This window comes from Paraburkholderia phenazinium (assembly GCF_900141745.1).
In the GTDB taxonomy this organism is placed as follows: domain Bacteria; phylum Pseudomonadota; class Gammaproteobacteria; order Burkholderiales; family Burkholderiaceae; genus Paraburkholderia; species Paraburkholderia phenazinium_B.
The window spans coordinates 331,194-353,418 of the sequence record NZ_FSRM01000001.1 but is presented as its reverse complement, the minus strand read 5'-3'; the positions used below and the strand labels follow the sequence as shown (position 1 = coordinate 353,418).

At 58.9% G+C, this 22,225-nt stretch carries 28 protein-coding genes; all 28 read left to right on the top strand.

All coding sequences use genetic code 11. From position 1 onward, the window contains the following. Nucleotides 1-4: 4 nt before the first annotated feature. A complete protein-coding gene (gene rpoC / locus BUS06_RS01745; RefSeq protein ID WP_074262711.1) occupies nucleotides 5-4,243 on the top strand; it encodes a DNA-directed RNA polymerase subunit beta' in 4,239 nt (1,412 codons plus the stop codon). Between the two features lie 248 nt (nucleotides 4,244-4,491). Then, on the top strand, nucleotides 4,492-6,339 hold the full coding sequence (recQ, locus tag BUS06_RS01740; protein WP_074262710.1) for a DNA helicase RecQ: 1,848 nt from the start codon (nucleotides 4,492-4,494) through the stop codon (nucleotides 6,337-6,339). A gap of 220 nt (nucleotides 6,340-6,559) precedes the next feature. Beyond that, nucleotides 6,560-6,940, top strand: coding sequence for a 30S ribosomal protein S12 (gene rpsL, locus BUS06_RS01735; protein ID WP_035935550.1), 381 nt, complete (start codon nucleotides 6,560-6,562; stop codon nucleotides 6,938-6,940). A 180-nt stretch (nucleotides 6,941-7,120) separates the two neighbouring features. Then, on the top strand, nucleotides 7,121-7,591 hold the full coding sequence (gene rpsG, locus BUS06_RS01730; RefSeq protein ID WP_006053291.1) for a 30S ribosomal protein S7: 471 nt from the start codon (nucleotides 7,121-7,123) through the stop codon (nucleotides 7,589-7,591). A 133-nt stretch (nucleotides 7,592-7,724) separates the two neighbouring features. Further along, the gene (gene fusA, locus BUS06_RS01725) at nucleotides 7,725-9,827 is read left to right on the top strand and encodes an elongation factor G (protein WP_074262709.1); all 2,103 of its coding nucleotides are present in this window, start codon (nucleotides 7,725-7,727) and stop codon (nucleotides 9,825-9,827) included. A 47-nt stretch (nucleotides 9,828-9,874) separates the two neighbouring features. After that, nucleotides 9,875-11,065 (top strand): elongation factor Tu, encoded by a 1,191-nt coding sequence (tuf, locus tag BUS06_RS01720; protein WP_074262708.1) that lies wholly within the window; start codon nucleotides 9,875-9,877, stop codon nucleotides 11,063-11,065. Nucleotides 11,066-11,201: 136 nt separating this feature from the next. Further along, nucleotides 11,202-11,513 carry a 30S ribosomal protein S10 gene (gene rpsJ, locus BUS06_RS01715; RefSeq protein WP_006998489.1) on the top strand — a complete coding sequence of 104 codons (312 nt, stop codon included), beginning with the start codon at nucleotides 11,202-11,204 and terminating at the stop codon, nucleotides 11,511-11,513. A 188-nt stretch (nucleotides 11,514-11,701) separates the two neighbouring features. Continuing rightward, nucleotides 11,702-12,361 carry a 50S ribosomal protein L3 gene (gene rplC, locus BUS06_RS01710; protein ID WP_074262707.1) on the top strand — a complete coding sequence of 220 codons (660 nt, stop codon included), beginning with the start codon at nucleotides 11,702-11,704 and terminating at the stop codon, nucleotides 12,359-12,361. Further along, a complete protein-coding gene (gene rplD / locus BUS06_RS01705; protein ID WP_074262706.1) occupies nucleotides 12,361-12,981 on the top strand; it encodes a 50S ribosomal protein L4 in 621 nt (206 codons plus the stop codon). Before rplC ends, rplD begins: the two co-directional genes overlap by 1 nt. After that, complete coding sequence (gene rplW / locus BUS06_RS01700; protein ID WP_074262705.1) at nucleotides 12,978-13,292, top strand: 50S ribosomal protein L23; 315 nt, start codon at nucleotides 12,978-12,980, stop codon at nucleotides 13,290-13,292. The genes rplD and rplW overlap by 4 nt, the downstream gene beginning before the upstream one ends. 2 nt (nucleotides 13,293-13,294) lie before the next feature. After that, complete coding sequence (gene rplB, locus BUS06_RS01695; protein WP_074262704.1) at nucleotides 13,295-14,122, top strand: 50S ribosomal protein L2; 828 nt, start codon at nucleotides 13,295-13,297, stop codon at nucleotides 14,120-14,122. Nucleotides 14,123-14,132: 10 nt separating this feature from the next. Then, nucleotides 14,133-14,408 (top strand): 30S ribosomal protein S19, encoded by a 276-nt coding sequence (gene rpsS / locus BUS06_RS01690; protein WP_004199273.1) that lies wholly within the window; start codon nucleotides 14,133-14,135, stop codon nucleotides 14,406-14,408. A gap of 7 nt (nucleotides 14,409-14,415) precedes the next feature. Further along, nucleotides 14,416-14,748 (top strand): 50S ribosomal protein L22, encoded by a 333-nt coding sequence (gene rplV, locus BUS06_RS01685; protein WP_007180133.1) that lies wholly within the window; start codon nucleotides 14,416-14,418, stop codon nucleotides 14,746-14,748. Nucleotides 14,749-14,759: 11 nt separating this feature from the next. Then, nucleotides 14,760-15,566 (top strand): 30S ribosomal protein S3, encoded by an 807-nt coding sequence (rpsC, locus tag BUS06_RS01680; protein WP_074262703.1) that lies wholly within the window; start codon nucleotides 14,760-14,762, stop codon nucleotides 15,564-15,566. Between the two features lie 2 nt (nucleotides 15,567-15,568). Further along, complete coding sequence (rplP, locus tag BUS06_RS01675; RefSeq protein ID WP_074262702.1) at nucleotides 15,569-15,985, top strand: 50S ribosomal protein L16; 417 nt, start codon at nucleotides 15,569-15,571, stop codon at nucleotides 15,983-15,985. A 10-nt stretch (nucleotides 15,986-15,995) separates the two neighbouring features. After that, nucleotides 15,996-16,190, top strand: coding sequence for a 50S ribosomal protein L29 (gene rpmC, locus BUS06_RS01670; RefSeq protein ID WP_007180130.1), 195 nt, complete (start codon nucleotides 15,996-15,998; stop codon nucleotides 16,188-16,190). Next, nucleotides 16,187-16,459 carry a 30S ribosomal protein S17 gene (gene rpsQ, locus BUS06_RS01665; RefSeq protein ID WP_007180129.1) on the top strand — a complete coding sequence of 91 codons (273 nt, stop codon included), beginning with the start codon at nucleotides 16,187-16,189 and terminating at the stop codon, nucleotides 16,457-16,459. The genes rpmC and rpsQ overlap by 4 nt, the downstream gene beginning before the upstream one ends. A gap of 288 nt (nucleotides 16,460-16,747) precedes the next feature. Next, nucleotides 16,748-17,116 carry a 50S ribosomal protein L14 gene (gene rplN / locus BUS06_RS01660; protein WP_006052212.1) on the top strand — a complete coding sequence of 123 codons (369 nt, stop codon included), beginning with the start codon at nucleotides 16,748-16,750 and terminating at the stop codon, nucleotides 17,114-17,116. A 9-nt stretch (nucleotides 17,117-17,125) separates the two neighbouring features. Continuing rightward, nucleotides 17,126-17,434, top strand: a complete 309-nt coding sequence (gene rplX, locus BUS06_RS01655; RefSeq protein WP_074262701.1) for a 50S ribosomal protein L24 — start codon at nucleotides 17,126-17,128, stop codon at nucleotides 17,432-17,434. A gap of 17 nt (nucleotides 17,435-17,451) precedes the next feature. Beyond that, the gene (rplE, locus tag BUS06_RS01650; RefSeq protein WP_006052214.1) at nucleotides 17,452-17,991 is read left to right on the top strand and encodes a 50S ribosomal protein L5; all 540 of its coding nucleotides are present in this window, start codon (nucleotides 17,452-17,454) and stop codon (nucleotides 17,989-17,991) included. A gap of 7 nt (nucleotides 17,992-17,998) precedes the next feature. Beyond that, a complete protein-coding gene (gene rpsN / locus BUS06_RS01645) occupies nucleotides 17,999-18,304 on the top strand; it encodes a 30S ribosomal protein S14 (protein ID WP_074262700.1) in 306 nt (101 codons plus the stop codon). A gap of 14 nt (nucleotides 18,305-18,318) precedes the next feature. Beyond that, nucleotides 18,319-18,714 carry a 30S ribosomal protein S8 gene (rpsH, locus tag BUS06_RS01640; protein WP_074262699.1) on the top strand — a complete coding sequence of 132 codons (396 nt, stop codon included), beginning with the start codon at nucleotides 18,319-18,321 and terminating at the stop codon, nucleotides 18,712-18,714. Nucleotides 18,715-18,732: 18 nt separating this feature from the next. Then, nucleotides 18,733-19,263 carry a 50S ribosomal protein L6 gene (rplF, locus tag BUS06_RS01635; RefSeq protein WP_074262698.1) on the top strand — a complete coding sequence of 177 codons (531 nt, stop codon included), beginning with the start codon at nucleotides 18,733-18,735 and terminating at the stop codon, nucleotides 19,261-19,263. Between the two features lie 12 nt (nucleotides 19,264-19,275). After that, on the top strand, nucleotides 19,276-19,641 hold the full coding sequence (gene rplR, locus BUS06_RS01630; RefSeq protein ID WP_006052218.1) for a 50S ribosomal protein L18: 366 nt from the start codon (nucleotides 19,276-19,278) through the stop codon (nucleotides 19,639-19,641). A gap of 14 nt (nucleotides 19,642-19,655) precedes the next feature. Further along, the gene (rpsE, locus tag BUS06_RS01625) at nucleotides 19,656-20,174 is read left to right on the top strand and encodes a 30S ribosomal protein S5 (protein ID WP_074262697.1); all 519 of its coding nucleotides are present in this window, start codon (nucleotides 19,656-19,658) and stop codon (nucleotides 20,172-20,174) included. 11 nt (nucleotides 20,175-20,185) lie between these two features. Next, a complete protein-coding gene (gene rpmD / locus BUS06_RS01620) occupies nucleotides 20,186-20,368 on the top strand; it encodes a 50S ribosomal protein L30 (RefSeq protein ID WP_007180126.1) in 183 nt (60 codons plus the stop codon). 29 nt (nucleotides 20,369-20,397) lie between these two features. After that, nucleotides 20,398-20,832: a 50S ribosomal protein L15 gene (gene rplO / locus BUS06_RS01615; protein WP_074262696.1), complete on the top strand. Its 435-nt coding sequence runs from the start codon at nucleotides 20,398-20,400 to the stop codon at nucleotides 20,830-20,832. Between the two features lie 46 nt (nucleotides 20,833-20,878). Then, complete coding sequence (secY, locus tag BUS06_RS01610; protein WP_074262695.1) at nucleotides 20,879-22,225, top strand: preprotein translocase subunit SecY; 1,347 nt, start codon at nucleotides 20,879-20,881, stop codon at nucleotides 22,223-22,225.

The following is a 22,225-nucleotide window of genomic DNA, read 5'->3' as shown; positions in this document are numbered from 1 at the left end:
GGCAATGAAAGCTCTGCTCGATCTATTCAAGCAAGTCCAACAAGAAGAAGTTTTTGATGCAATCAAGATCGGTCTGGCGTCGCCGGACAAGATCCGTTCGTGGTCGTTCGGTGAAGTGAAGAAGCCGGAAACCATCAACTACCGGACATTCAAGCCGGAACGTGATGGCTTGTTCTGCGCGAAGATTTTCGGGCCGATCAAGGACTACGAATGCCTGTGCGGCAAGTACAAGCGCCTGAAGCACCGTGGCGTGATCTGCGAGAAGTGCGGCGTTGAAGTCACGCTGGCGAAGGTGCGCCGCGAACGGATGGGCCACATCGAACTGGCCTCGCCGGTTGCGCACATCTGGTTCCTGAAGTCGCTGCCGTCGCGTCTGGGCATGGTGCTCGACATGACGCTGCGCGACATCGAACGCGTGCTGTACTTCGAAGCCTATGTGGTGATCGATCCGGGCATGACGCCGCTGAAAGCGCGGCAGATCATGACGGAAGAGGATTACTACAACAAGGTCGAAGAGTACGGTGACGAATTCCGTGCCGAAATGGGCGCGGAAGGCGTGCGCGAACTGCTGCGCGCGATCAACATCGACGAACAGGTCGAGATGCTGCGCACCGAACTTAAGAACACGGGTTCGGAAGCGAAGATCAAGAAGTACGCGAAGCGCCTGAAGGTGCTCGAGGCCTTCCAGCGTTCGGGCATCAAGCCTGACTGGATGGTGCTCGAAGTGCTGCCGGTGCTGCCGCCGGAACTGCGTCCGCTGGTGCCGCTGGACGGCGGCCGTTTCGCGACGTCGGACCTGAACGACCTGTATCGCCGCGTGATCAACCGTAACAACCGGTTGAAGCGTCTGCTCGAACTGAAGGCGCCTGAAATCATCGTCCGCAACGAAAAGCGGATGCTGCAGGAAGCCGTCGATTCGCTGCTCGATAACGGCCGTCGTGGTAAGGCGATGACCGGCGCGAACAAGCGTCCGTTGAAGTCGCTCGCTGACATGATCAAGGGTAAGGGCGGTCGTTTCCGTCAGAACCTGCTCGGTAAGCGTGTGGACTACTCGGGCCGTTCGGTGATCGTGGTCGGCCCGACGCTCAAGCTGCATCAGTGCGGCCTGCCGAAGCTGATGGCGCTCGAACTGTTCAAGCCGTTCATCTTCAACAAGCTCGAAGTGATGGGTGTCGCTACCACCATCAAGGCTGCGAAGAAGGAAGTCGAGAACCAGACGCCGGTGGTGTGGGACATCCTGGAAGAGGTGATCCGCGAGCATCCGGTCATGCTGAACCGTGCGCCGACGCTTCACCGTCTTGGCATTCAGGCTTTCGAGCCGGTGCTGATCGAAGGTAAGGCAATCCAGCTGCACCCGCTCGTTTGCGCGGCGTTTAACGCCGACTTCGACGGTGACCAGATGGCTGTGCACGTGCCGCTGTCGCTCGAAGCGCAGATGGAAGCGCGCACGCTGATGCTGGCGTCGAACAACGTCCTGTTCCCGGCTAACGGCGATCCGTCGATCGTGCCGTCGCAGGATATCGTGCTCGGCCTGTACTACGCGACCCGCGAAGCTGTGAACGCCAAGGGCGAAGGCCTGACGTTCACCGGCGTCTCGGAAGCGCTGCGTGCATACGAGAACAAGGAAGTCGAGCTCGCTTCGCGCGTCAACGTTCGGATCACCGAAATGGTCCACAACGAAGACAAGTCGGAAGGTGCGCCGAAGTTCGTGCCGAAGATCACGCTGTATGCGACGACCGTCGGCCGTTCGATCCTGTCGGAAATTCTGCCGCCGGGACTGCCGTTCTCGGTGCTGAACAAGCCGCTGAAGAAGAAGGAAATCTCGCGTCTGATCAACACCGCATTCCGCAAGTGCGGTCTGCGTGAAACGGTGATTTTCGCCGACCAGTTGATGCAGTCGGGTTTCCGTCTGGCAACGCGCGCTGGTATCTCGATCTGCGTGGACGACATGCTCGTGCCGCCGCAGAAGGAAACCATCGTCGGCGACGCCGCGAAGAAGGTGAAGGAATACGACCGTCAGTACATGTCGGGTCTCGTCACGTCACAAGAACGCTACAACAACGTGGTCGACATCTGGTCGGCAACGTCGGAAGCGGTAGGCAAGGCGATGATGGAACAGCTCTCGACGGAGCCGGTGGTCGATCGCGACGGCAACCAGACGCGTCAGGAGTCGTTCAACTCCATCTACATGATGGCTGACTCGGGTGCTCGCGGTTCCGCAGTTCAGATTCGTCAGCTGGCCGGTATGCGTGGCCTAATGGCGAAGCCGGACGGCTCGATCATCGAGACGCCGATTACGGCGAACTTCCGCGAAGGCCTGAACGTGTTGCAGTACTTCATCTCGACCCACGGTGCACGGAAGGGTCTGGCTGATACGGCACTGAAGACGGCAAACTCGGGTTACCTGACGCGCCGTCTGGTGGACGTGACGCAGGATCTGGTGGTGGTCGAAGACGATTGCGGTACGTCGAACGGCGTCGCCATGAAGGCGTTGGTTGAAGGCGGTGAAGTCGTCGAAGCCCTGCGTGACCGTATCCTCGGTCGTGTGGCGGTGGCTGACGTCGTCAATCCGGAATCGCAGGAAACGCTGTACGAAGCAGGCACGTTGCTCGACGAAGACGCGGTCGAAGAAATCGAACGCCTCGGCATCGACGAAGTACGCGTGCGTACGCCGCTGACTTGCGAAACGCGTTACGGTCTGTGCGCAGCCTGCTACGGTCGCGACCTGGGCCGCGGCTCCTCGGTCAACGTCGGCGAGGCAGTGGGTGTGATCGCTGCTCAGTCGATCGGTGAACCGGGCACGCAGTTGACGATGCGTACGTTCCACATCGGTGGTGCGGCATCGCGTGCGGCAGTGGCCTCGTCGATCGAAGCCAAGTCGAACGGTACGGTTCGTTTCACGTCGACGATGCGTTACGTCACGAATGCGAAGGGCGAGCAGATCGTCATCTCGCGTTCGGGCGAAGCGATGATCACCGACGACCACGGCCGTGAGCGTGAGCGTCACAAGGTGCCGTACGGCGCGACGCTGTTGCAACTGGACGGCGCGCAGATCAAGGCCGGCACGCAACTGGCAACGTGGGATCCGATGACGCGTCCGATCATCACCGAGTACGGTGGTACGGTGAAGTTCGAAAACGTCGAAGAAGGCGTGACGGTTGCCAAGCAGATCGACGATGTGACGGGTCTCTCGACGCTGGTCGTGATCGACGTGAAGCGCCGCGGTTCGCAAGCTTCGAAGACGGTGCGTCCGCAGGTCAAGCTGCTGGATGCGAGCGGTGAAGAAGTCAAGATCCCGAACACCGAGCACTCGGTGCAGATCGGCTTCCAGGTCGGCGCTCTGATCACCGTGAAGGATGGTCAGCAGGTGCAGGTGGGTGAAGTGCTCGCACGTATCCCGACCGAATCGCAGAAGACGCGTGACATTACCGGCGGTCTGCCGCGTGTGGCGGAACTGTTCGAAGCACGTTCGCCGAAGGACGCAGGTATCCTGGCGGAAGTCACGGGTACCACGTCGTTCGGTAAGGACACGAAGGGCAAGCAGCGTCTCGTTATCACGGACCTCGAGGGCAACCAGCACGAGTTCCTGATCGCGAAGGAAAAGCAGGTTCTGGTGCACGATGGTCAGGTCGTCAACAAGGGCGAAATGATTGTCGACGGGCCGGCCGATCCGCACGACATCCTGCGTCTGCAGGGCGTCGAAGCGCTGTCGCGTTACATCGTGGACGAAGTGCAGGACGTGTACCGTCTGCAGGGCGTGAAGATCAACGACAAGCACATTGAAGTGATTGTTCGTCAGATGCTGCGCCGCGTGCAGATTACGGACAACGGCGATACGCGTTTCATCCCGGGCGAACAGGTCGAGCGGTCGGATATGCTCGACGAGAACGACCGTATGATCGCGGAAGACAAGCGTCCGGCAACGTACGAAAACGTCTTGCTCGGTATTACGAAGGCGTCGCTGTCGACCGACTCGTTCATCTCTGCGGCATCGTTCCAGGAAACGACCCGCGTGCTGACCGAAGCGGCGATTATGGGCAAGCGCGACGACCTGCGCGGTCTGAAGGAAAACGTGATCGTTGGCCGTCTGATTCCGGCCGGTACGGGTCTCGCGTTCCACAAGGCACGCAAGAGCAAGGAACTGTCCGACCGCGAGCGTTTCGATCAGATCGCCGCGGAAGAGTCGTTCGAATTCGGTACGCCGGAAACCCCGGCCGCCGAACAGCAACACTCAGGCGAATAAGTTCTGGCGGCGCAAGCCGCTTGGGCTCGTAAGCCAGAAGCCGCTCAGTTTCGACTGAGCGGCTTTTTTTTATCGACAGCAGTCAGTGCTTTAGCAGTTACTCCTGTCCCGCGCACCACAGTCGCTTTTGACGCACCTTTGAGCGGTTTTGTAGGCCAATTGGCTAACGTTGTCGGAAAGCGCGGGCGTAGCACGAATGCGTTGGTAAAATTCGTGTCACCGGCAATACGCTGTCCTCTTTCAAATTCATGTCCCGTTCGCTCGAAATCCTCAACGAAGTCTTCGGTTACCCCGCGTTCAGAGGGCAACAGGGGGAGATTGTCGAACATGTCGCCGGCGGCGGCGATTGCCTCGTGTTGATGCCGACGGGCGGCGGCAAATCGCTGTGCTACCAGATTCCGTCGCTGGTGCGGCGCGAGGCAGGGCTGGGCGCGGGGATCGTGGTGTCGCCGTTGATCGCGCTGATGCAGGATCAGGTTGCTGCGCTCAAGGAAGTCGGCGTGCGCGCGGCGTATCTGAATTCGACCTTGTCTGGCCCGGAGGCCGCCGCGACTGAGCGTGCATTGCGCGAAGGCGAGATCGATCTGCTGTATGTGGCTCCCGAGCGGCTGATGACGTCGCGCTTCCAGGAACTGCTCGAGCGCACGCGCATCGGCTTGTTTGCGATCGACGAAGCGCACTGCGTTTCGCAATGGGGGCACGACTTCCGCCCTGAGTACATTCAGCTGTCGGTGTTGCACGAACGTTTTCCGAACGTGCCTCGCATCGCGCTTACGGCTACCGCTGACGCCATCACGCGCGATGAAATCATCCACCGCCTCGCGCTCGACGATGCGCGGGTTTTCGTCTCCAGTTTCGACCGCCCGAATATCCGCTACCGGATCGTCGAAAAGGACAATGCGCGGACGCAATTGCTCGATTTCATCCGCGCCGAGCATTCCAGGCCCGACGGCACGACCGACGCCGGCGTCGTGTATTGCCTGTCACGTCGCAAGGTGGAAGAAACGGCCGAGTGGCTGAAAGAGAAGGGCATGCGTGCGCTGCCGTATCACGCTGGCATGGAGTTCGAGATTCGCCAGAAGCACCAGGAGATGTTCCAGCGCGAGGAAGGCATCGTCATGTGCGCGACGATCGCGTTTGGTATGGGCATCGACAAGCCGGATGTGCGTTTTGTCGCTCACCTGGATTTACCGAAAAGCGTCGAAGGCTACTACCAGGAAACGGGCCGCGCGGGCCGCGACGGCATGCCGGCGAACGCATGGATGGCCTACGGCCTCGGCGACGTCGTGCAGCAGCGCAAGATGATCGACGAATCGGACGCCGACGATGCGCATAAGCGCGTGCAGACCGGTAAACTCGACGCGCTGCTTGGCTTGTGCGAAGCGGCGACATGCCGCCGGGTGCGTCTGCTTAACTATTTTGGTGAATCGAGCAAACCCTGCGGCAATTGCGATACCTGTCTTGAACCGCCCGACACCTGGGATGCAACGCGGGAGGCGCAAATGGCGCTGTCCTGCGTGTTCCGCGCGCAACGGGCGAGTGGTTTCCACTTCGGCGCCGGCCATCTGATCGACATCTTGCGTGGCAACCGCAGCGAAAAGATCTTGCAACGCGGTCATGAAAAGTTGACCACCTTCGGAATAGGCGCTGCGCTGGGCGAGCCGGAATGGCGCGCCATCTTCCGCCAGCTCGTCGCGTTCGGGTACCTGACGGTCGACCATGAGGGCTTCGGCTCGCTGGTGCTCACCGAGGCCAGCAAAGCGGTACTCAAGAGCGAGCAGAACGTCACGATGCGCCGCTATGTGAAGCCGACGCGTACCCGCCAGTCGTCTGGCCGAACCAGTGAGCGCGCGGATCCGACGATCGGCATGGGGCCGCGCGAGCGCGCCCGCTGGGACCGTCTGCGTGCCTGGCGCACCGAGACGGCGAAGACCGACGGCGTGCCGGCCTACGTCATCTTCCACGACGCGACTTTGGCGGAAATTGCCCGCAACGGCCCCGATTCCATCGAGACCTTGCGCGGCATTCCGGGCATGGGTGCGCGCAAACTGGACCGCTTCGGTTGGGAATTGCTCGAAGTGGTCGGTGCCGACTAGGCATTACAGAGTCAGTCGGGGCTTCGAGACCTCGCAAGCTATTGACTCACTTAGTCTTTTCGGAATATTATGCTAGGTTCCGGTTCTTGGAATGCCGCCGCGCGGGTCAAAGCAAGATGAGCTCGCACGCTGGCAATCGGATCCGGAAGTTCGATGCGCAATCGTTTCTGCTTTGCCCAGAAAGATTTGCGTCGATTTTGTTCAATTTCAGGAATAAACAATGCCAACCATCAATCAACTGGTTCGCAAAGGCCGCGCTTCCGAAACAGTGAAGAGCAAGAGCCCGGCTTTGCAGGACTGCCCCCAGCGTCGCGGCGTGTGCACTCGCGTGTACACCACGACGCCGAAGAAGCCGAACTCGGCACTTCGTAAGGTCGCCAAGGTGCGCCTGACGAACGGCTTCGAAGTCATTTCGTACATTGGTGGTGAAGGCCACAACCTGCAGGAACACTCGGTCGTGCTGATTCGCGGCGGTCGTGTGAAGGACTTGCCGGGTGTGCGTTACCACATGGTTCGCGGCTCGCTGGACACCCAGGGCGTCAAGGATCGTAAGCAGGCTCGTTCGAAGTACGGTGCCAAGCGCGCCAAGGCTGGCAAGTAATTAGCCGGTCAGTCGTTTCAGGTCGCCTGCAAAGGCGGTATTAGCGGTGGTGCCGGAATCGCCGGTGCTGTCGAGTAAGTGGTCACCCGACCGGGCTGGTAAGTCGTAAGAGATGAATCGGGTTAGTTGGTGGCCGCGGGGCTAAAAATAGCTCCAACTGAAAAAGTTAAAGGAAGAAACATGCCGCGTCGTCGCGAAGTCCCCAAGCGGGAAGTGTTGCCGGATCCGAAGTTCGGTAACGTAGATGTAGCCAAGTTCATGAACGTGCTGATGCTCTCCGGCAAGAAGTCGGTTGCCGAGCGTATCGTGTACGGCGCTTTTGAACAGATCCAGACCAAGGGTGGCAAGGACCCGCTGGAAGTGTTCACGGTAGCGCTCAACAACGTGAAGCCGGTGGTCGAAGTGAAGAGCCGTCGCGTTGGTGGTGCGAACTATCAGGTTCCGGTCGAAGTGCGTCCGTCGCGTCGTATGGCATTGGCGATGCGTTGGTTGCGCGAAGCTGCGAAGAAGCGCAGTGAGAAGTCGATGGCCCTGCGTCTGGCAGGTGAACTCTCCGAAGCGGCCGAAGGCCGTGGCGGCGCGATGAAGAAGCGCGACGAAGTTCACCGGATGGCAGAAGCCAACAAGGCGTTCTCGCACTTCCGTTTCTAAGCTGCCCGATCCCGGGTTAGCGGAAGAAATCGGCAAGAAATTCCGGGCGGGTGCGCTTATAAAGCGCCTCGCCCGTTTGTGTTACAGCGCGATGGGTCTTTCTCGCATCGCGTTATCCCCATAGAGGATCAAAGTGGCTCGCAAGACACCTATCGAGCGCTACCGCAATATCGGTATTAGCGCTCACATCGACGCCGGCAAAACGACGACGACCGAGCGCATTCTGTTCTATACCGGCGTGAACCATAAGATTGGTGAAGTTCACGACGGCGCTGCCACCATGGACTGGATGGAGCAGGAGCAGGAACGCGGCATTACCATCACGTCGGCTGCTACCACGGCCTTCTGGAAAGGTATGGCTGGCGACCGCGCCGAGCACCGCATCAACATCATCGACACCCCGGGCCACGTTGACTTCACGATTGAAGTCGAGCGTTCGATGCGCGTGCTCGACGGTGCATGCATGGTTTACTGCGCAGTGGGCGGCGTGCAGCCGCAGTCGGAAACTGTGTGGCGTCAGGCTAACAAGTACAAGGTTCCCCGTCTCGCGTTCATCAACAAGATGGATCGTACCGGTGCGAACTTCTTCAAGGTCTACGACCAGCTCAAGCTGCGTCTGAAGGCGAACCCGGTTCCGGTTGTGGTGCCTATCGGCGCCGAAGAAACGTTCACGGGCGTGGTCGATCTGCTGAAGATGAAGGCGATCATTTGGGATGACGCGTCCCAGGGCACGAAGTTCTCGTACGAAGAAATCCCGGCTGAACTCGTTGACACGTGCAACGAGTGGCGTGAAAAGATGGTCGAGGCCGCGGCTGAATCGAGCGAAGAGCTGATGAACAAGTACCTCGAAGAGGGCGAGCTGACCGAAGAGGAAATCGTCAAGGGTCTGCGCGACCGTACGATCGCTTGCGAAATCCAGCCGATGCTTTGCGGTACCGCGTTCAAGAACAAGGGTGTGCAACGGATGCTGGACGCCGTGCTCGACTTCCTGCCGTCGCCGATCGACATCCCGCCGGTTACCGGCGAGCTGGAAAACGGTGAACAGGGTGAGCGCCGCGCTGCTGACGACGAAAAGTTCTCGGCACTGGCATTCAAGATCATGACCGACCCGTTCGTCGGCCAGCTGATCTTCTTCCGTGTGTACTCGGGCGTTGTGAATTCGGGAGACACGGTGCTGAACGCGACGAAGGACAAGAAGGAACGTCTGGGTCGTATTCTGCAGATGCACGCAAACCAGCGTGAAGAAATCAAGGAAGTCCGCGCAGGCGACATCGCTGCTGCAGTCGGCCTGAAAGACGCAACGACTGGCGACACGCTGTGCGATCCGCAGAGCCCGATCGTGCTCGAACGCATGATTTTCCCGGAGCCGGTGATTTCGCAGGCTGTTGAGCCGAAGACGAAGCCCGACCAGGAAAAGATGGGCCTGGCACTGAACCGCCTGGCTCAGGAAGATCCGTCGTTCCGCGTGCAAACGGACGAAGAATCGGGTCAAACTATTATTTCGGGCATGGGCGAGCTCCACCTCGAAATTCTGGTTGACCGGATGAAGCGCGAATTCGGCGTCGAAGCGACTGTCGGCAAGCCGCAGGTGGCTTACCGCGAGACGATTCGCGGCAAGGCGGAAGACGTTGACGGTAAGTTCGTCAAGCAGTCGGGTGGTCGCGGCCAGTACGGTCACGCGGTCATCACGCTCGAGCCGAACGAGCAAGGCAAGGGCTACGAGTTCCTGGACGAGATCAAGGGCGGCGTGATTCCGCGTGAATACATCCCGGCAGTCGACAAGGGTATCCAGGAAACGCTGAAGGCTGGCGTGCTGGCAGGCTTCCCGGTCGTTGACGTGAAGGTTCACCTGACGTTCGGTTCGTACCACGATGTTGACTCGAACGAAAACGCGTTCCGCATGGCCGGTTCGATGGCGTTCAAGGAAGCAATGCGCAAGGCAAGCCCGGTCATCCTCGAACCGATGATGGCTGTGGAAGTCGAAACGCCGGAAGACTACATGGGCAACGTGATGGGCGATCTTTCGGGCCGTCGCGGTATTGTTCAGGGCATGGAAGACATGATTGGCGGCGGCAAGATTGTTCGCGCCGAAGTGCCGCTGTCGGAAATGTTTGGCTACTCGACGTCGCTGCGTTCGCTGAGCCAAGGTCGTGCAACGTACACGATGGAGTTCAAGCATTATTCGGAAGCACCGCGCAACGTGTCGGAAGCAATCATCAACGCGAAGTCGAAGTAAGCGCGCGGCAAGTCATTCAACGATTAACTTTTTGAAAGAAGAGAAACATGGCTAAAGGTAAATTCGAACGGACCAAGCCGCACGTGAACGTCGGCACGATCGGTCACGTTGACCACGGCAAGACCACGCTGACGGCAGCGATCACGACGGTGCTGACCGCGAAGTTCGGCGGGGAAGCGAAGGCGTATGACCAGATCGACGCGGCGCCGGAAGAAAAGGCGCGCGGCATCACGATCAACACGGCACACGTCGAGTACGAAACGGCGAACCGCCACTACGCGCACGTTGACTGCCCGGGCCACGCTGACTATGTGAAGAACATGATCACGGGCGCCGCGCAGATGGACGGCGCAATCCTGGTGTGCTCGGCCGCTGACGGCCCGATGCCGCAAACGCGTGAGCACATCCTGCTGGCACGTCAGGTTGGCGTTCCGTACATCATCGTGTTCCTGAACAAGTGCGACATGGTGGACGACGCTGAGCTGCTGGAGCTCGTCGAGATGGAAGTTCGCGAACTTCTGTCGAAGTACGACTTCCCGGGCGACGACACGCCGATCATCAAGGGTTCGGCCAAGCTGGCGCTGGAAGGCGACAAGGGCGAGCTGGGCGAAGTGGCGATCATGAACCTGGCCGACGCGCTGGATACGTACATCCCGACGCCGGAGCGCGCAGTGGACGGCGCATTCCTGATGCCGGTGGAAGACGTGTTCTCGATCTCGGGTCGTGGCACGGTGGTGACGGGTCGGGTTGAGCGCGGTGTGGTGAAGGTCGGCGAAGAAATCGAGATTGTGGGTATCAAGCCGACGGTGAAGACGACGTGCACGGGCGTGGAAATGTTCCGCAAGCTGCTCGACCAGGGTCAGGCGGGCGACAACGTGGGTATCCTGCTGCGCGGCACGAAGCGTGAAGACGTGGAGCGTGGCCAGGTGCTGGCCAAGCCGGGTTCGATCAACCCGCACACGCATTTCACGGCCGAAGTGTACGTGCTGAGCAAGGACGAAGGCGGTCGTCACACGCCGTTCTTCAACAACTACCGTCCGCAGTTCTACTTCCGTACGACGGACGTGACGGGCTCGATCGAGCTGCCGAAGGACAAGGAAATGGTGATGCCGGGCGACAACGTGTCGATCACGGTGAAGCTGATCAACCCGATCGCGATGGAAGAAGGTCTGCGCTTCGCCATCCGTGAAGGTGGCCGTACCGTCGGCGCAGGTGTCGTGGCCAAGATTCTCGAGTAAAATCGAGGGTTCACGGTTGCAGTAATTTGCAGTAAAGGTGCCCGGGGTCGGGCGCCCGCCCTCAGTGGGTGTCCGGCCCTACGTTCTTTTTATATTTGGCGATGCAACATCGCCTCGCTCTTTCCAAGGAATTGTCATGCAGAACCAGAAAATCCGCATTCGCCTGAAGGCTTTCGACTATCGCCTGATCGATCAATCGGCAGCTGAAATTGTCGACACGGCAAAGCGGACTGGCGCAATCGTTCGTGGTCCGGTGCCCCTGCCGACCCGTATTCAACGTTTCGACATCCTGCGTTCGCCGCACGTCAACAAGACGTCGCGCGACCAGCTCGAAATCCGCACTCACCAGCGCCTGATGGACATCGTTGACCCGACGGACAAGACCGTCGACGCACTGATGAAGCTCGATCTGCCGGCTGGCGTAGACGTGGAAATCAAGCTGCAATAAGGCTTTGCGGCGATGCCCGGTCCGCTGGGCGTCGCTAAGTCATTGATTGCTTGCGGAAAACGAAAAGCCTCGCTATAATAGTGGGCTTTTCGCGCATTTGCGCAAAAAAGTCGGTGTGCTTCAGCTTGAAAAACGCCGGCATTTTGTAAATTAGCCCCGACCAATCGCAGTCGGGAATGGAGAAAACGATGAGCCTTGGACTCGTAGGTCGCAAGGTTGGCATGACCCGTATCTTTACGGCTGAAGGGGATTCGATTCCCGTCACCGTTCTGGACGTGTCCGACAACCGCGTGACGCAGATCAAGACTGTGGAAACCGATGGCTATACGGCCGTTCAGGTTGCATTCGGTACGCGCCGTGCATCGCGCGTGACGAAGCCGCTGGCAGGTCATCTCGCCAAAGCCGGTGTTCAAGCCGGTGAAATCCTCAAAGAATTCCAGGTTGATGCCGCTAAGGCTGCCGAGTTGTCGAACGGCGCCGTGGTGGGTCCCGACCTCTTCGAAGTAGGCCAAAAGGTCGACGTGCAAGGCGTGTCGATCGGTAAGGGCTACGCCGGTACCATCAAGCGTTACAACTTCGCATCCGGCCGTGCCTCGCACGGTAACTCGCGCTCGCACAACGTGCCGGGTTCGATCGGTATGGCGCAGGATCCGGGTCGTGTTTTCCCGGGTAAGCGCATGACCGGTCACATGGGTGACGATACGGTAACCGTGCAAAACCTCGAAATCGCTCGTATCGACGCCGACCGCAAGCTGTTGCTGGTCAAGGGTGCCGTTCCGGGTGCTAAGGGCGGCAAGGTTTTCGTGACGCCGGCCGTGAAGACGCGCGCCGTGAAAGGAGCGAAATAATGGAACTTAAGCTCCTGAATGCCAATGGTCAGGAAGGCGCAGCTGTTAGCGCGTCGGACGTCGTGTTCGGCCGTGATTACAACGAAGCCCTGATTCACCAGGTTGTGGTGGCCTACCAGGCTAACGCCCGTAGCGGTAACCGCGCGCAGAAGGACCGTGAGCAAGTCAAGCACACGACCAAGAAGCCGTGGCGTCAAAAGGGCACGGGTCGCGCCCGTGCCGGTATGTCGTCGAGCCCGTTGTGGCGCGGCGGTGGCCGTATCTTCCCGAATTCGCCGGAAGAAAACTTTTCGCACAAGGTTAACAAGAAGATGCATCGCGCAGGTCTCTGCTCGATCTTCTCGCAGCTGGCTCGCGAAGGCCGCATCTCGGTGGTTGACGAGCTGACGCTCGAAGCGCCGAAGACGAAGCTGCTGGCCGAAAAATTCAAGGCGATGGGTCTCGAATCCGTGCTGGTGATTACCGACACGGTTGACGAAAACCTGTACCTCGCGTCGCGCAACCTCGCCCATGTGGCAGTTGTCGAGCCGCGTTACGCCGACCCGCTGTCGCTGATCTACTTCAAGAAGATCCTGATCACGAAGGCTGCGGTCGCCCAGATCGAGGAGTTGCTGTCATGAGCGAGATTCGCAAGAACGATCATCGTTTGATGCAGGTCCTGCTCGCGCCGGTGATCTCCGAAAAGGCGACGCTGGTGGCCGACAAGAACGAGCAAGTCGTGTTCGAAGTCGCGCCGGATGCCACGAAGCAGGAAGTGAAGGCCGCTGTTGAACTGATGTTCAAGGTGGAAGTCGATTCTGTCAACGTGCTGGTCTCGAAGGGCAAGGCAAAGCGCTTTGGCCGCTTCATGGGCAAGCGCAAGGACGTGAAGAAGGCCTACGTCTGCCTGAAGCCTGGTCAGGAAATCAACTTTGAAGCGGAGGCCAAGTAATCATGGCAATCGTTAAAGTTAAGCCGACTTCGCCGGGTCGCCGCGCGATGGTCAAGGTGGTCAACAAGGATCTGCATAAGGGCAAGCCGTTCGCACCGCTGCTCGACGCGCAATCCTCGATCGCCGGCCGTAACAACAACGGTCACATCACCACGCGTCATAAGGGCGGTGGTCATAAGCATCACTATCGTGTCGTCGATTTCCGTCGCACGAAGGATGGCATTCCGGCCAAGGTCGAACGTCTTGAGTACGATCCGAACCGTAGCGCGAACATCGCGCTGGTTCTGTACGCGGACGGCGAGCGCAAGTACATCATCGCTCCGAAGGGTGTGACGGTGGGTCAGCAACTGATGTCGGGTTCGGAAGCTCCGATCCGCGCAGGTAACACGCTGCCGATCCGCAACATTCCGGTCGGTACGACGATTCACTGCATCGAAATGCTGCCGGGCAAGGGCGCGCAAATGGCGCGTTCGGCTGGTACGTCGGCGATGCTGCTGGCTCGTGAAGGTACCTACGCACAGGTCCGCCTGCGTTCGGGTGAAATTCGCCGTGTGCACGTTGAGTGCCGCGCGACGATCGGTGAAGTTGGCAACGAAGAGCACAGCCTCCGTCAAATCGGTAAGGCTGGCGCAAACCGCTGGCGCGGTATCCGCCCGACGGTGCGTGGCGTTGCAATGAACCCGGTCGATCACCCGCACGGTGGTGGTGAAGGCAAGACGGCTGCAGGTCGCGACCCGGTGAGCCCGTGGGGCACGCCGACGAAGGGTTATCGTACCCGCAGCAACAAGCGCACGACGAGCATGATCGTCCAGCGCCGTCACAAGCGTTAAGGAGTAGGCAATGGCACGTTCTGTAAAAAAAGGTCCGTTCTGCGACGCCCATTTGCTGAAGAAAGTTGAGGCGGCTGCAGCTTCGCGGGATAAGAAGCCGATCAAAACCTGGTCGCGTCGTTCGACGATTCTGCCGGATTTCATCGGTTTGACGATTGCCGTGCACAACGGCCGTCAACACGTTCCGGTGTATATCTCGGAAAACATGGTCGGCCACAAGCTTGGCGAGTTCGCATTGACCCGGACGTTCAAGGGTCACGCGGCCGACAAGAAGGCTAAGAAATAAGGGGCTCATGATGGAAGTGAAAGCAATTCATCGCGGTGCCCGCATCTCGGCGCAGAAGACGCGCCTTGTGGCTGACCAGATCCGCGGTTTGCCGGTCGACAAGGCGCTGAACGTTCTGACGTTCTCGCCGAAGAAGGCTGCGGGAATCGTGAAAAAGGTCGTGCTGTCGGCGATCGCGAATGCGGAGCACAACGAAGGCGCCGATATCGATGAGCTCAAGATCACGAGCATCTATATCGACAAGGCTGCCTCGCTCAAGCGTTTTACCGCGCGCGCTAAAGGCCGCGGTAACCGCATCGAGAAGCAATCCTGTCACATCACTGTGACGGTCGGTAACTAAGGGGTCATACGATGGGACAGAAAATTCATCCGACTGGCTTCCGTTTGGCCGTCAGCCGCAATTGGGCGTCGCGTTGGTACGCGAACAACAACAATTTCGCGGCGATGTTGCAGGAAGACATCGGTGTACGTGAGTACCTGAAGAAGAAGCTGAAAAACGCTTCGGTTGGTCGCGTCGTTATCGAGCGTCCGGCGAAGAACGCGCGCATCACGATTTATAGCTCGCGTCCGGGTGTGGTCATCGGCAAGAAGGGCGAGGATATCGAACTGTTGAAGTCGGAACTCCAGAAGCGTATGGGCGTTCCGGTTCACGTCAACATTGAAGAAATCCGCAAGCCGGAAACCGATGCGCAACTGATCGCCGATTCGATCACGCAACAGCTCGAGCGCCGGATTATGTTCCGCCGCGCGATGAAGCGTGCAATGCAAAACGCCATGCGTCTGGGTGCTCAAGGCATCAAGATCATGAGCGCTGGCCGCCTGAACGGTATCGAAATCGCCCGTACGGAATGGTATCGCGAAGGTCGCGTACCCCTTCATACGCTGCGCGCTGACATCGACTACGCAACTTCGGAAGCGAAGACGACGTACGGCATCATCGGCGTGAAGGTGTGGGTCTACAAGGGCGATACGCTCGGCCGCAACGACGCACCGGTGGTGGAAGAAGTCGCCGAAGAAAAGCGTCCGCGCCGCAATGCACGTCCGGGTGGCGATCGCCGTCCGCGTCGCGATGGTGAAGGTGGTGGTCCGGCAGGTGCACGCCGTGGCGCCCCCCGTCGTGCTGGCGGTGCCGGCGGTGACGGGAAGACTGGAGAATAACGATGCTGCAACCGAAACGCAGAAAGTATCGCAAAGAGCAGAAGGGTCGTAACACCGGTATCGCCACCCGCGGCAACGCGGTGTCGTTCGGTGAATACGGTCTGAAGGCTATCGGTCGTGGTCGTTTGACCGCGCGCCAGATTGAAGCGGCGCGTCGTGCAATGACCCGTCACATCAAGCGTGGTGGCCGTATCTGGATCCGCATTTTCCCGGACAAGCCGATCTCGCATAAGCCGGCTGAAGTACGTATGGGTAACGGTAAAGGTAACCCTGAGTACTACGTCGCAGAGATTCAACCGGGCAAGATGCTGTACGAAATGGACGGCGTAACCGAAGAGTTGGCACGCGAAGCGTTCCGTCTGGCTGCAGCGAAGCTGCCGCTCAAGACGACCGTTATCGTTCGTCAGCTCGGCGCCTAAGGAGCAAATGATGAAGGCTTCCGAACTTCACCAGAAAGATCAGGCCGCGCTCAACAAGGAGCTGTCGGACCTGCTGAAGGCGCAATTCGGCCTGCGCATGCAACTCGCGACCCAGCAGCTCACGAACACGAGCCAGCTGAAGAAGGTCCGTCGCGACATCGCACGTGTGCGGACCGTCCTGACTGAGAAGGCGAACCAGAAATGAACGATAGCGTAAAAACCTCGCTCAAGCGGACGCTGGTCGGCAAGGTCGTCAGCAACAAGATGGACAAGACGGTCACCGTGCTGGTCGAGCACCGCGTGAAGCACCCGATCTACGGCAAGTACGTTGTGCGTTCGAAGAAGTACCACGCGCACGACGATGCGAACACGTACAACGAGGGCGACCTCGTTGAAATCCAGGAAACGCGTCCGATTTCTAAGACGAAAGCTTGGGTTGTGGCTCGCCTGGTCGAGGCTGCTCGCGTCATCTGACGCCGCAAGTTGTAGAAGTAGTTGAAATCGCAGTAAGTTTCGCTTGCAAGACCGAGATTATTTGTTATAATCTCGGTCTTCCCTCTTTGTGGGAGCCCCGTCGCGGGCGAAGTTGGTGGGGGAAGCGGTTCAGGCGCCAGTCTGTTCCGAAGGATTCACCGGATTGCGATGGCGGGTTTCGTTTGCCGTCGCTGCTGTTCTAACCCAAGCAGCCGATTGGCTGACGGGACCAAGACTGACCGGGTGCGCCATGGTGGTGCGACCGGATTAAGTTGGGAATGATAAACCATGATCCAGACCGAAACTCGGCTTGAAGTGGCCGACAACACGGGTGCACGTGAAGTCATGTGCATCAAGGTGCTCGGCGGCTCGAAGCGTCGTTATGCCAGCATTGGCGACATCATCAAGGTGACCGTCAAAGAAGCAACGCCGCGCGGGCGCGTGAAGAAAGGCGAAATTTATAACGCCGTGGTGGTTCGCACCGCCAAGGGCGTTCGTCGTCAGGACGGCTCGCTGATCAAGTTCGATGGCAACGCCGCTGTGTTGTTGAATGCCAAGCTCGAACCTATTGGCACCCGTATTTTCGGGCCTGTCACGCGCGAGTTGCGTAGCGAACGATTCATGAAGATCGTTTCGCTGGCACCGGAAGTGCTGTAAGGAGTCGCGATGAACAAGATTCGCAAAGGTGACGAAGTTATCGTCATCACCGGCAAGGACAAGGGCAAGCGCGGCATCGTGCTGTCCGTTGGCGAGAATCATGTGACGGTCGAGGGTATCAACCTCGTCAAGAAGCATGTCAAGCCGAACCCGATGAAGGGTACGACGGGCGGCGTGGAAGCCAAGACGATGCCGCTGCAAATTTCGAACGTCGCATTGGTCGACGCGAATGGCAAGGCATCGCGTGTAGGCATCAAGGTCGAAGGAGACAAGAAAGTCCGTTTCCTTAAGACGACCGGTGCCGAGCTGAGCGCCTGACGCTGCGGAGTAAAAAAATGGCTCGTTTGCAAGAGTTTTACAAAGAGAAGGTTGTACCCGGCCTCATCGAGAAGTTCGGTTACAAGTCCGTGATGGAAGTGCCGCGCATCACCAAGATCACCCTGAACATGGGCCTTGGCGAAGCGGTTGCTGACAAGAAGATCATCGAAAACGCCGTTGGCGACCTGACGAAGATTGCTGGGCAGAAGCCGGTGATCACGAAGGCACGTAAGGCAATCGCTGGCTTCAAGATCCGTCAGGGCTATCCGATCGGTGCAATGGTCACGTTACGTGGTCAGGCAATGTACGAATTTCTGGACCGTTTCGTGACGGTTGCGCTCCCCCGTGTGCGCGACTTCCGTGGCGTGTCGGGTCGTGCGTTCGATGGTCGCGGCAACTACAACATCGGTGTGAAAGAGCAGATCATTTTCCCCGAAATCGACTACGACAAGATCGACGCACTGCGTGGGCTGAACATCAGCATCACGACGACTGCGAAGACCGACGACGAAGCAAAGGCCCTGCTCGCCAGCTTCAAGTTCCCGTTCAGAAACTGAGGTTACCGTGGCTAAACTGGCACTGATCGAACGTGAAAAGAAGCGTGCTCGCCTCGCTGCTAAGTACGCTCCCAAGCGTAACGAGTTGAAGGCGATCATTGGCGATATGAGCAAGTCGGACGAAGAGCACTACGCAGCCCGTCTCGAACTGCAACAACTGCCGCGCAACTCTAATCCGACCCGTAAGCGCAACCGTTGCGCAATTACCGGTCGCCCGCGCGGCACGTTCCGTAAATTCGGGCTGGCGCGTAACAAGATTCGCGAAATCGCGTTCCGCGGCGAGATCCCTGGCCTGACCAAGGCGAGCTGGTAATAGGAGAAACGTAAATGAGCATGAGTGATCCTATCGCCGATATGCTGACTCGCATCCGCAATGCGCAGATGGTTGAGAAGGTTTCGGTGCAAATGCCCTCGTCGAAAGTGAAGGTTGCGATCGCGCAGGTCCTGAAGGACGAAGGCTATATCGACGATTTCGCAGTGAAGTCCGAAGGTGCGAAGTCGGAATTGAACATCGTGTTGAAGTACTACGCTGGCCGTCCGGTCATCGAACGCATTGAACGCGTTTCGAAGCCTGGTCTGCGTGTGTACCGCGGCCGTAACGACATCCCCGTGGTCATGAATGGCCTCGGCGTGGCAATCGTGTCGACGCCGAAGGGCGTGATGACGGACCGCAAGGCGCGCGCTACGGGCGTTGGCGGCGAAGTCATCTGCTACGTCGCTTAAGGCCGAAAGGAGAGAAACATGTCTCGAGTAGGTAAAAGCCCGATCGTGCTGCAAGGCGCGGAAGTGGCCCTGAGCGACGATCGCATCACCGTCAAGGGTCCGTTGGGCACGATTACGCAAGCTGCAAACCGCCTCGTGAAAGTGGTGAACGACAACGGCACGCTGAAGTTCGAGCCGGTTGACGAAAGCCGCGAAGCGAACGCGATGTCGGGCACGATGCGCGCACTCGTTGCGAACATGGTGAACGGCGTGACGAAGGGTTTCGAGCGCAAGCTGACGCTGGTTGGCGTCGGTTACCGCGCACAGGCGCAAGGCGACAAGCTGAACCTGTCGCTGGGTTTCTCGCACCCCGTGGTGCACCAGATGCCGGAAGGCGTCAAGGCTGAAACCCCGACGCAAACCGAAATCGTGATCAAGGGGATCAATAAGCAACAAGTTGGCCAGGTCGCTGCAGAAGTGCGCGGCTATCGTCCGCCGGAGCCCTATAAGGGCAAGGGTGTGCGTTACGCCAACGAGGTTGTGATCCTCAAAGAAACGAAGAAGAAGTAAGGGTGCGCAATCATGGATAAGACTCAATCTCGCCTGCGCCGCGCTCGTCAGACGCGTATCAAGATCGCTGAGCTGCAGGTCGCGCGTCTCGCCGTGCATCGCACGAACACGCACATCTATGCGCAAGTGTTCTCGCCGTGCGGCACCAAGGTGCTCGCCAGCGCGTCGACGCTCGAAGCCGAAGTGCGTGCGCAACTGGCTGATCAGACCGGCAAGGGTGGCAACGTTGCTGCTGCTACGCTGATCGGCAAGCGCATTGCAGAAAAGGCTAAGGCTGCCGGCATCGAATCCGTCGCCTTCGACCGTTCGGGTTTCCGTTACCACGGCCGCGTGAAAGCGCTGGCTGATGCGGCGCGCGAAGCCGGACTCAAGTTCTAAGGGAAGAATTCGTCATGGCAAAGATGCAAGCGAAAGTTCAGGCTGACGAACGCGACGATGGCCTGCGCGAAAAGATGATTTCGGTCAACCGCGTGACCAAGGTTGTGAAGGGCGGCCGGATTCTCGGTTTTGCCGCACTGACCGTGGTTGGCGACGGCGATGGCCGCATCGGCATGGGCAAGGGCAAAGCGAAGGAAGTTCCGGTTGCTGTTCAGAAGGCAATGGAACAAGCTCGCCGCAACATGTTCAAGGTGCCGCTCAAGAACGGTACGTTGCAACACGAAGTGCACGGTAAGCACGGCGCATCCGCAGTCCTCCTCGCTCCGGCGAAGGATGGTACCGGCGTGATCGCTGGCGGCCCGATGCGCGCAGTGTTCGACGTGATGGGTGTGCAGAATGTGGTGGCCAAGAGCCACGGTTCGACGAACCCGTACAACCTCGTTCGTGCAACGCTCGACGGCCTGCGCAAGCAGTCCACGCCGGGCGACATCGCGGCGAAGCGTGGCAAGTCCGTCGAAGAAATTCTGGGCTAAAGGTGGACACCATGTCTGATAAAACTGTCAAGGTTCAGCTCGTCAAGAGCCTGATCGGGACCCGCGAAACGCACCGCGCTACGGTGCGTGGCCTGGGCCTGCGTCGACTCAACTCGGTTAGCGAGTTGCAAGACACGCCGGCTGTGCGCGGCATGATCAACAAGGTTTCGTACCTCGTTAAGGTCATCAGCTAAGCGGCTGACCCGGACTCAAGGAGTTGATAATGGAATTGAATAACCTGAAGCCGGCCGAAGGCTCGAAGCACGCAAAGCGTCGCGTGGGTCGTGGTATCGGTTCGGGCCTCGGCAAGACGGCTGGCCGTGGTCACAAGGGTCAAAAGTCGCGTTCGGGCGGCTTCCACAAGGTTGGCTTCGAAGGCGGTCAAATGCCGCTGCAACGTCGCCTGCCGAAGCGGGGCTTCACCTCGCTGACGAAGGAATTCGTCGGTGAAGTGCGTCTGTCGGATCTTGAAAAGCTGCCGGTCGACGAAATCGATCTGCTGGCTCTGAAGCAAGCCGGCCTGGTCGGCGAGCTGATCACGAGCGCCAAGATCATCAAGACGGGCGAGCTAAAGCGCAAGATCGTTGTGAAGGGTCTGGGTGCGACGAAGGGTGCGCGCGCTGCGATTGAAGCAGCTGGCGGCTCCTTTGCCGAGTAACGTGCAAGTCGTTTGCCGTCACTAGCATTTGCATCGGAGAAGCTACTTGGCTAACAGCCCGAGTCTCGCAAAACCCGGTCGAAGCGCGGCGAAGTTCGGCGATCTGCGTCGGCGTGCAGTGTTCCTGCTGCTGGCGCTGGTCGTCTACCGTATCGGCGCGCATATTCCGGTTCCGGGTATTGATCCGGACCAACTGGCAAAGCTGTTCCAGAGCCAGTCGGGTGGCATCCTTGGCATGTTCAACATGTTCTCGGGTGGCGCACTTTCGCGGTTCACGATTTTCGCGCTTGGGATCATGCCGTACATTTCGGCGTCGATCATCATGCAGTTGCTGGCGATTGTCTCGCCGCAAATGGAAGCGCTGAAGAAAGAAGGGCAGGCGGGTCAACGGAAGATCACGCAGTACACGCGTATCTTTACGGTCCTGCTGGCAACGTTTCAGGCCTTCGGCATCGCCGTGGCGCTTGAGAACCAGCCGGGCCTGGTGATTGATCCGGGTATGGTGTTCCGGCTGACAACGGTCGTAACGCTGGTGACCGGCACGATGTTCCTGATGTGGCTGGGCGAGCAGATCACGGAACGCGGGCTTGGCAACGGTATCTCGATCATTATTTTCGGCGGGATTGCGGCGGGTTTCCCGAATGCAATCGGCGGTCTGTTTGAACTGGTGCGAACCGGCTCGATGGGTCCGTTCTCGGCGATTATCGTGGTTGCACTGATCGCTGCTGTGACCTACCTGGTGGTGTTCATCGAACGGGGCCAGCGCAAGATCCTCGTGAACTATGCGAAGCGGCAGGTCGGTAACAAGATTTACGGTGGGCAGTCGTCACATCTGCCGCTGAAGCTGAACATGTCGGGCGTGATTCCGCCGATCTTTGCATCGTCGATCATTCTCTTCCCGGCAACTATCCTGAACTGGTTTAGTTCGGGGTCGCGTAACAGCTGGTTCGCAGACACGCTGCACAACGTGGCCGAAGCGCTTAAGCCCGGTCAACCCGTGTATGTGTTGTTGTACGCGTTGGCGATCGTCTTCTTCTGCTTTTTCTACACCGCACTGGTGTTCAACAGCAGGGAAACGGCCGACAACCTGAAGAAGAGCGGCGCTTTCGTCCCGGGTATTCGCCCGGGCGATCAGACGGCTCGATATATCGACCGCATCCTCACGCGTCTGACGCTGGCTGGTGCGATCTACATCGTGTTCGTGTGTCTGCTGCCCGAATTTCTGGTGCTGCGCTGGAACGTGCCGTTTTATTTTGGTGGAACGTCGCTGCTGATCATTGTCGTCGTCACAATGGATTTCATGGCGCAGGTGCAGTCGTACGTTATGTCGCAACAGTATGAATCGCTGCTGAAGAAAGCCAATTTCAAAGGCGGCGGCGTCCCGATGCGTTGA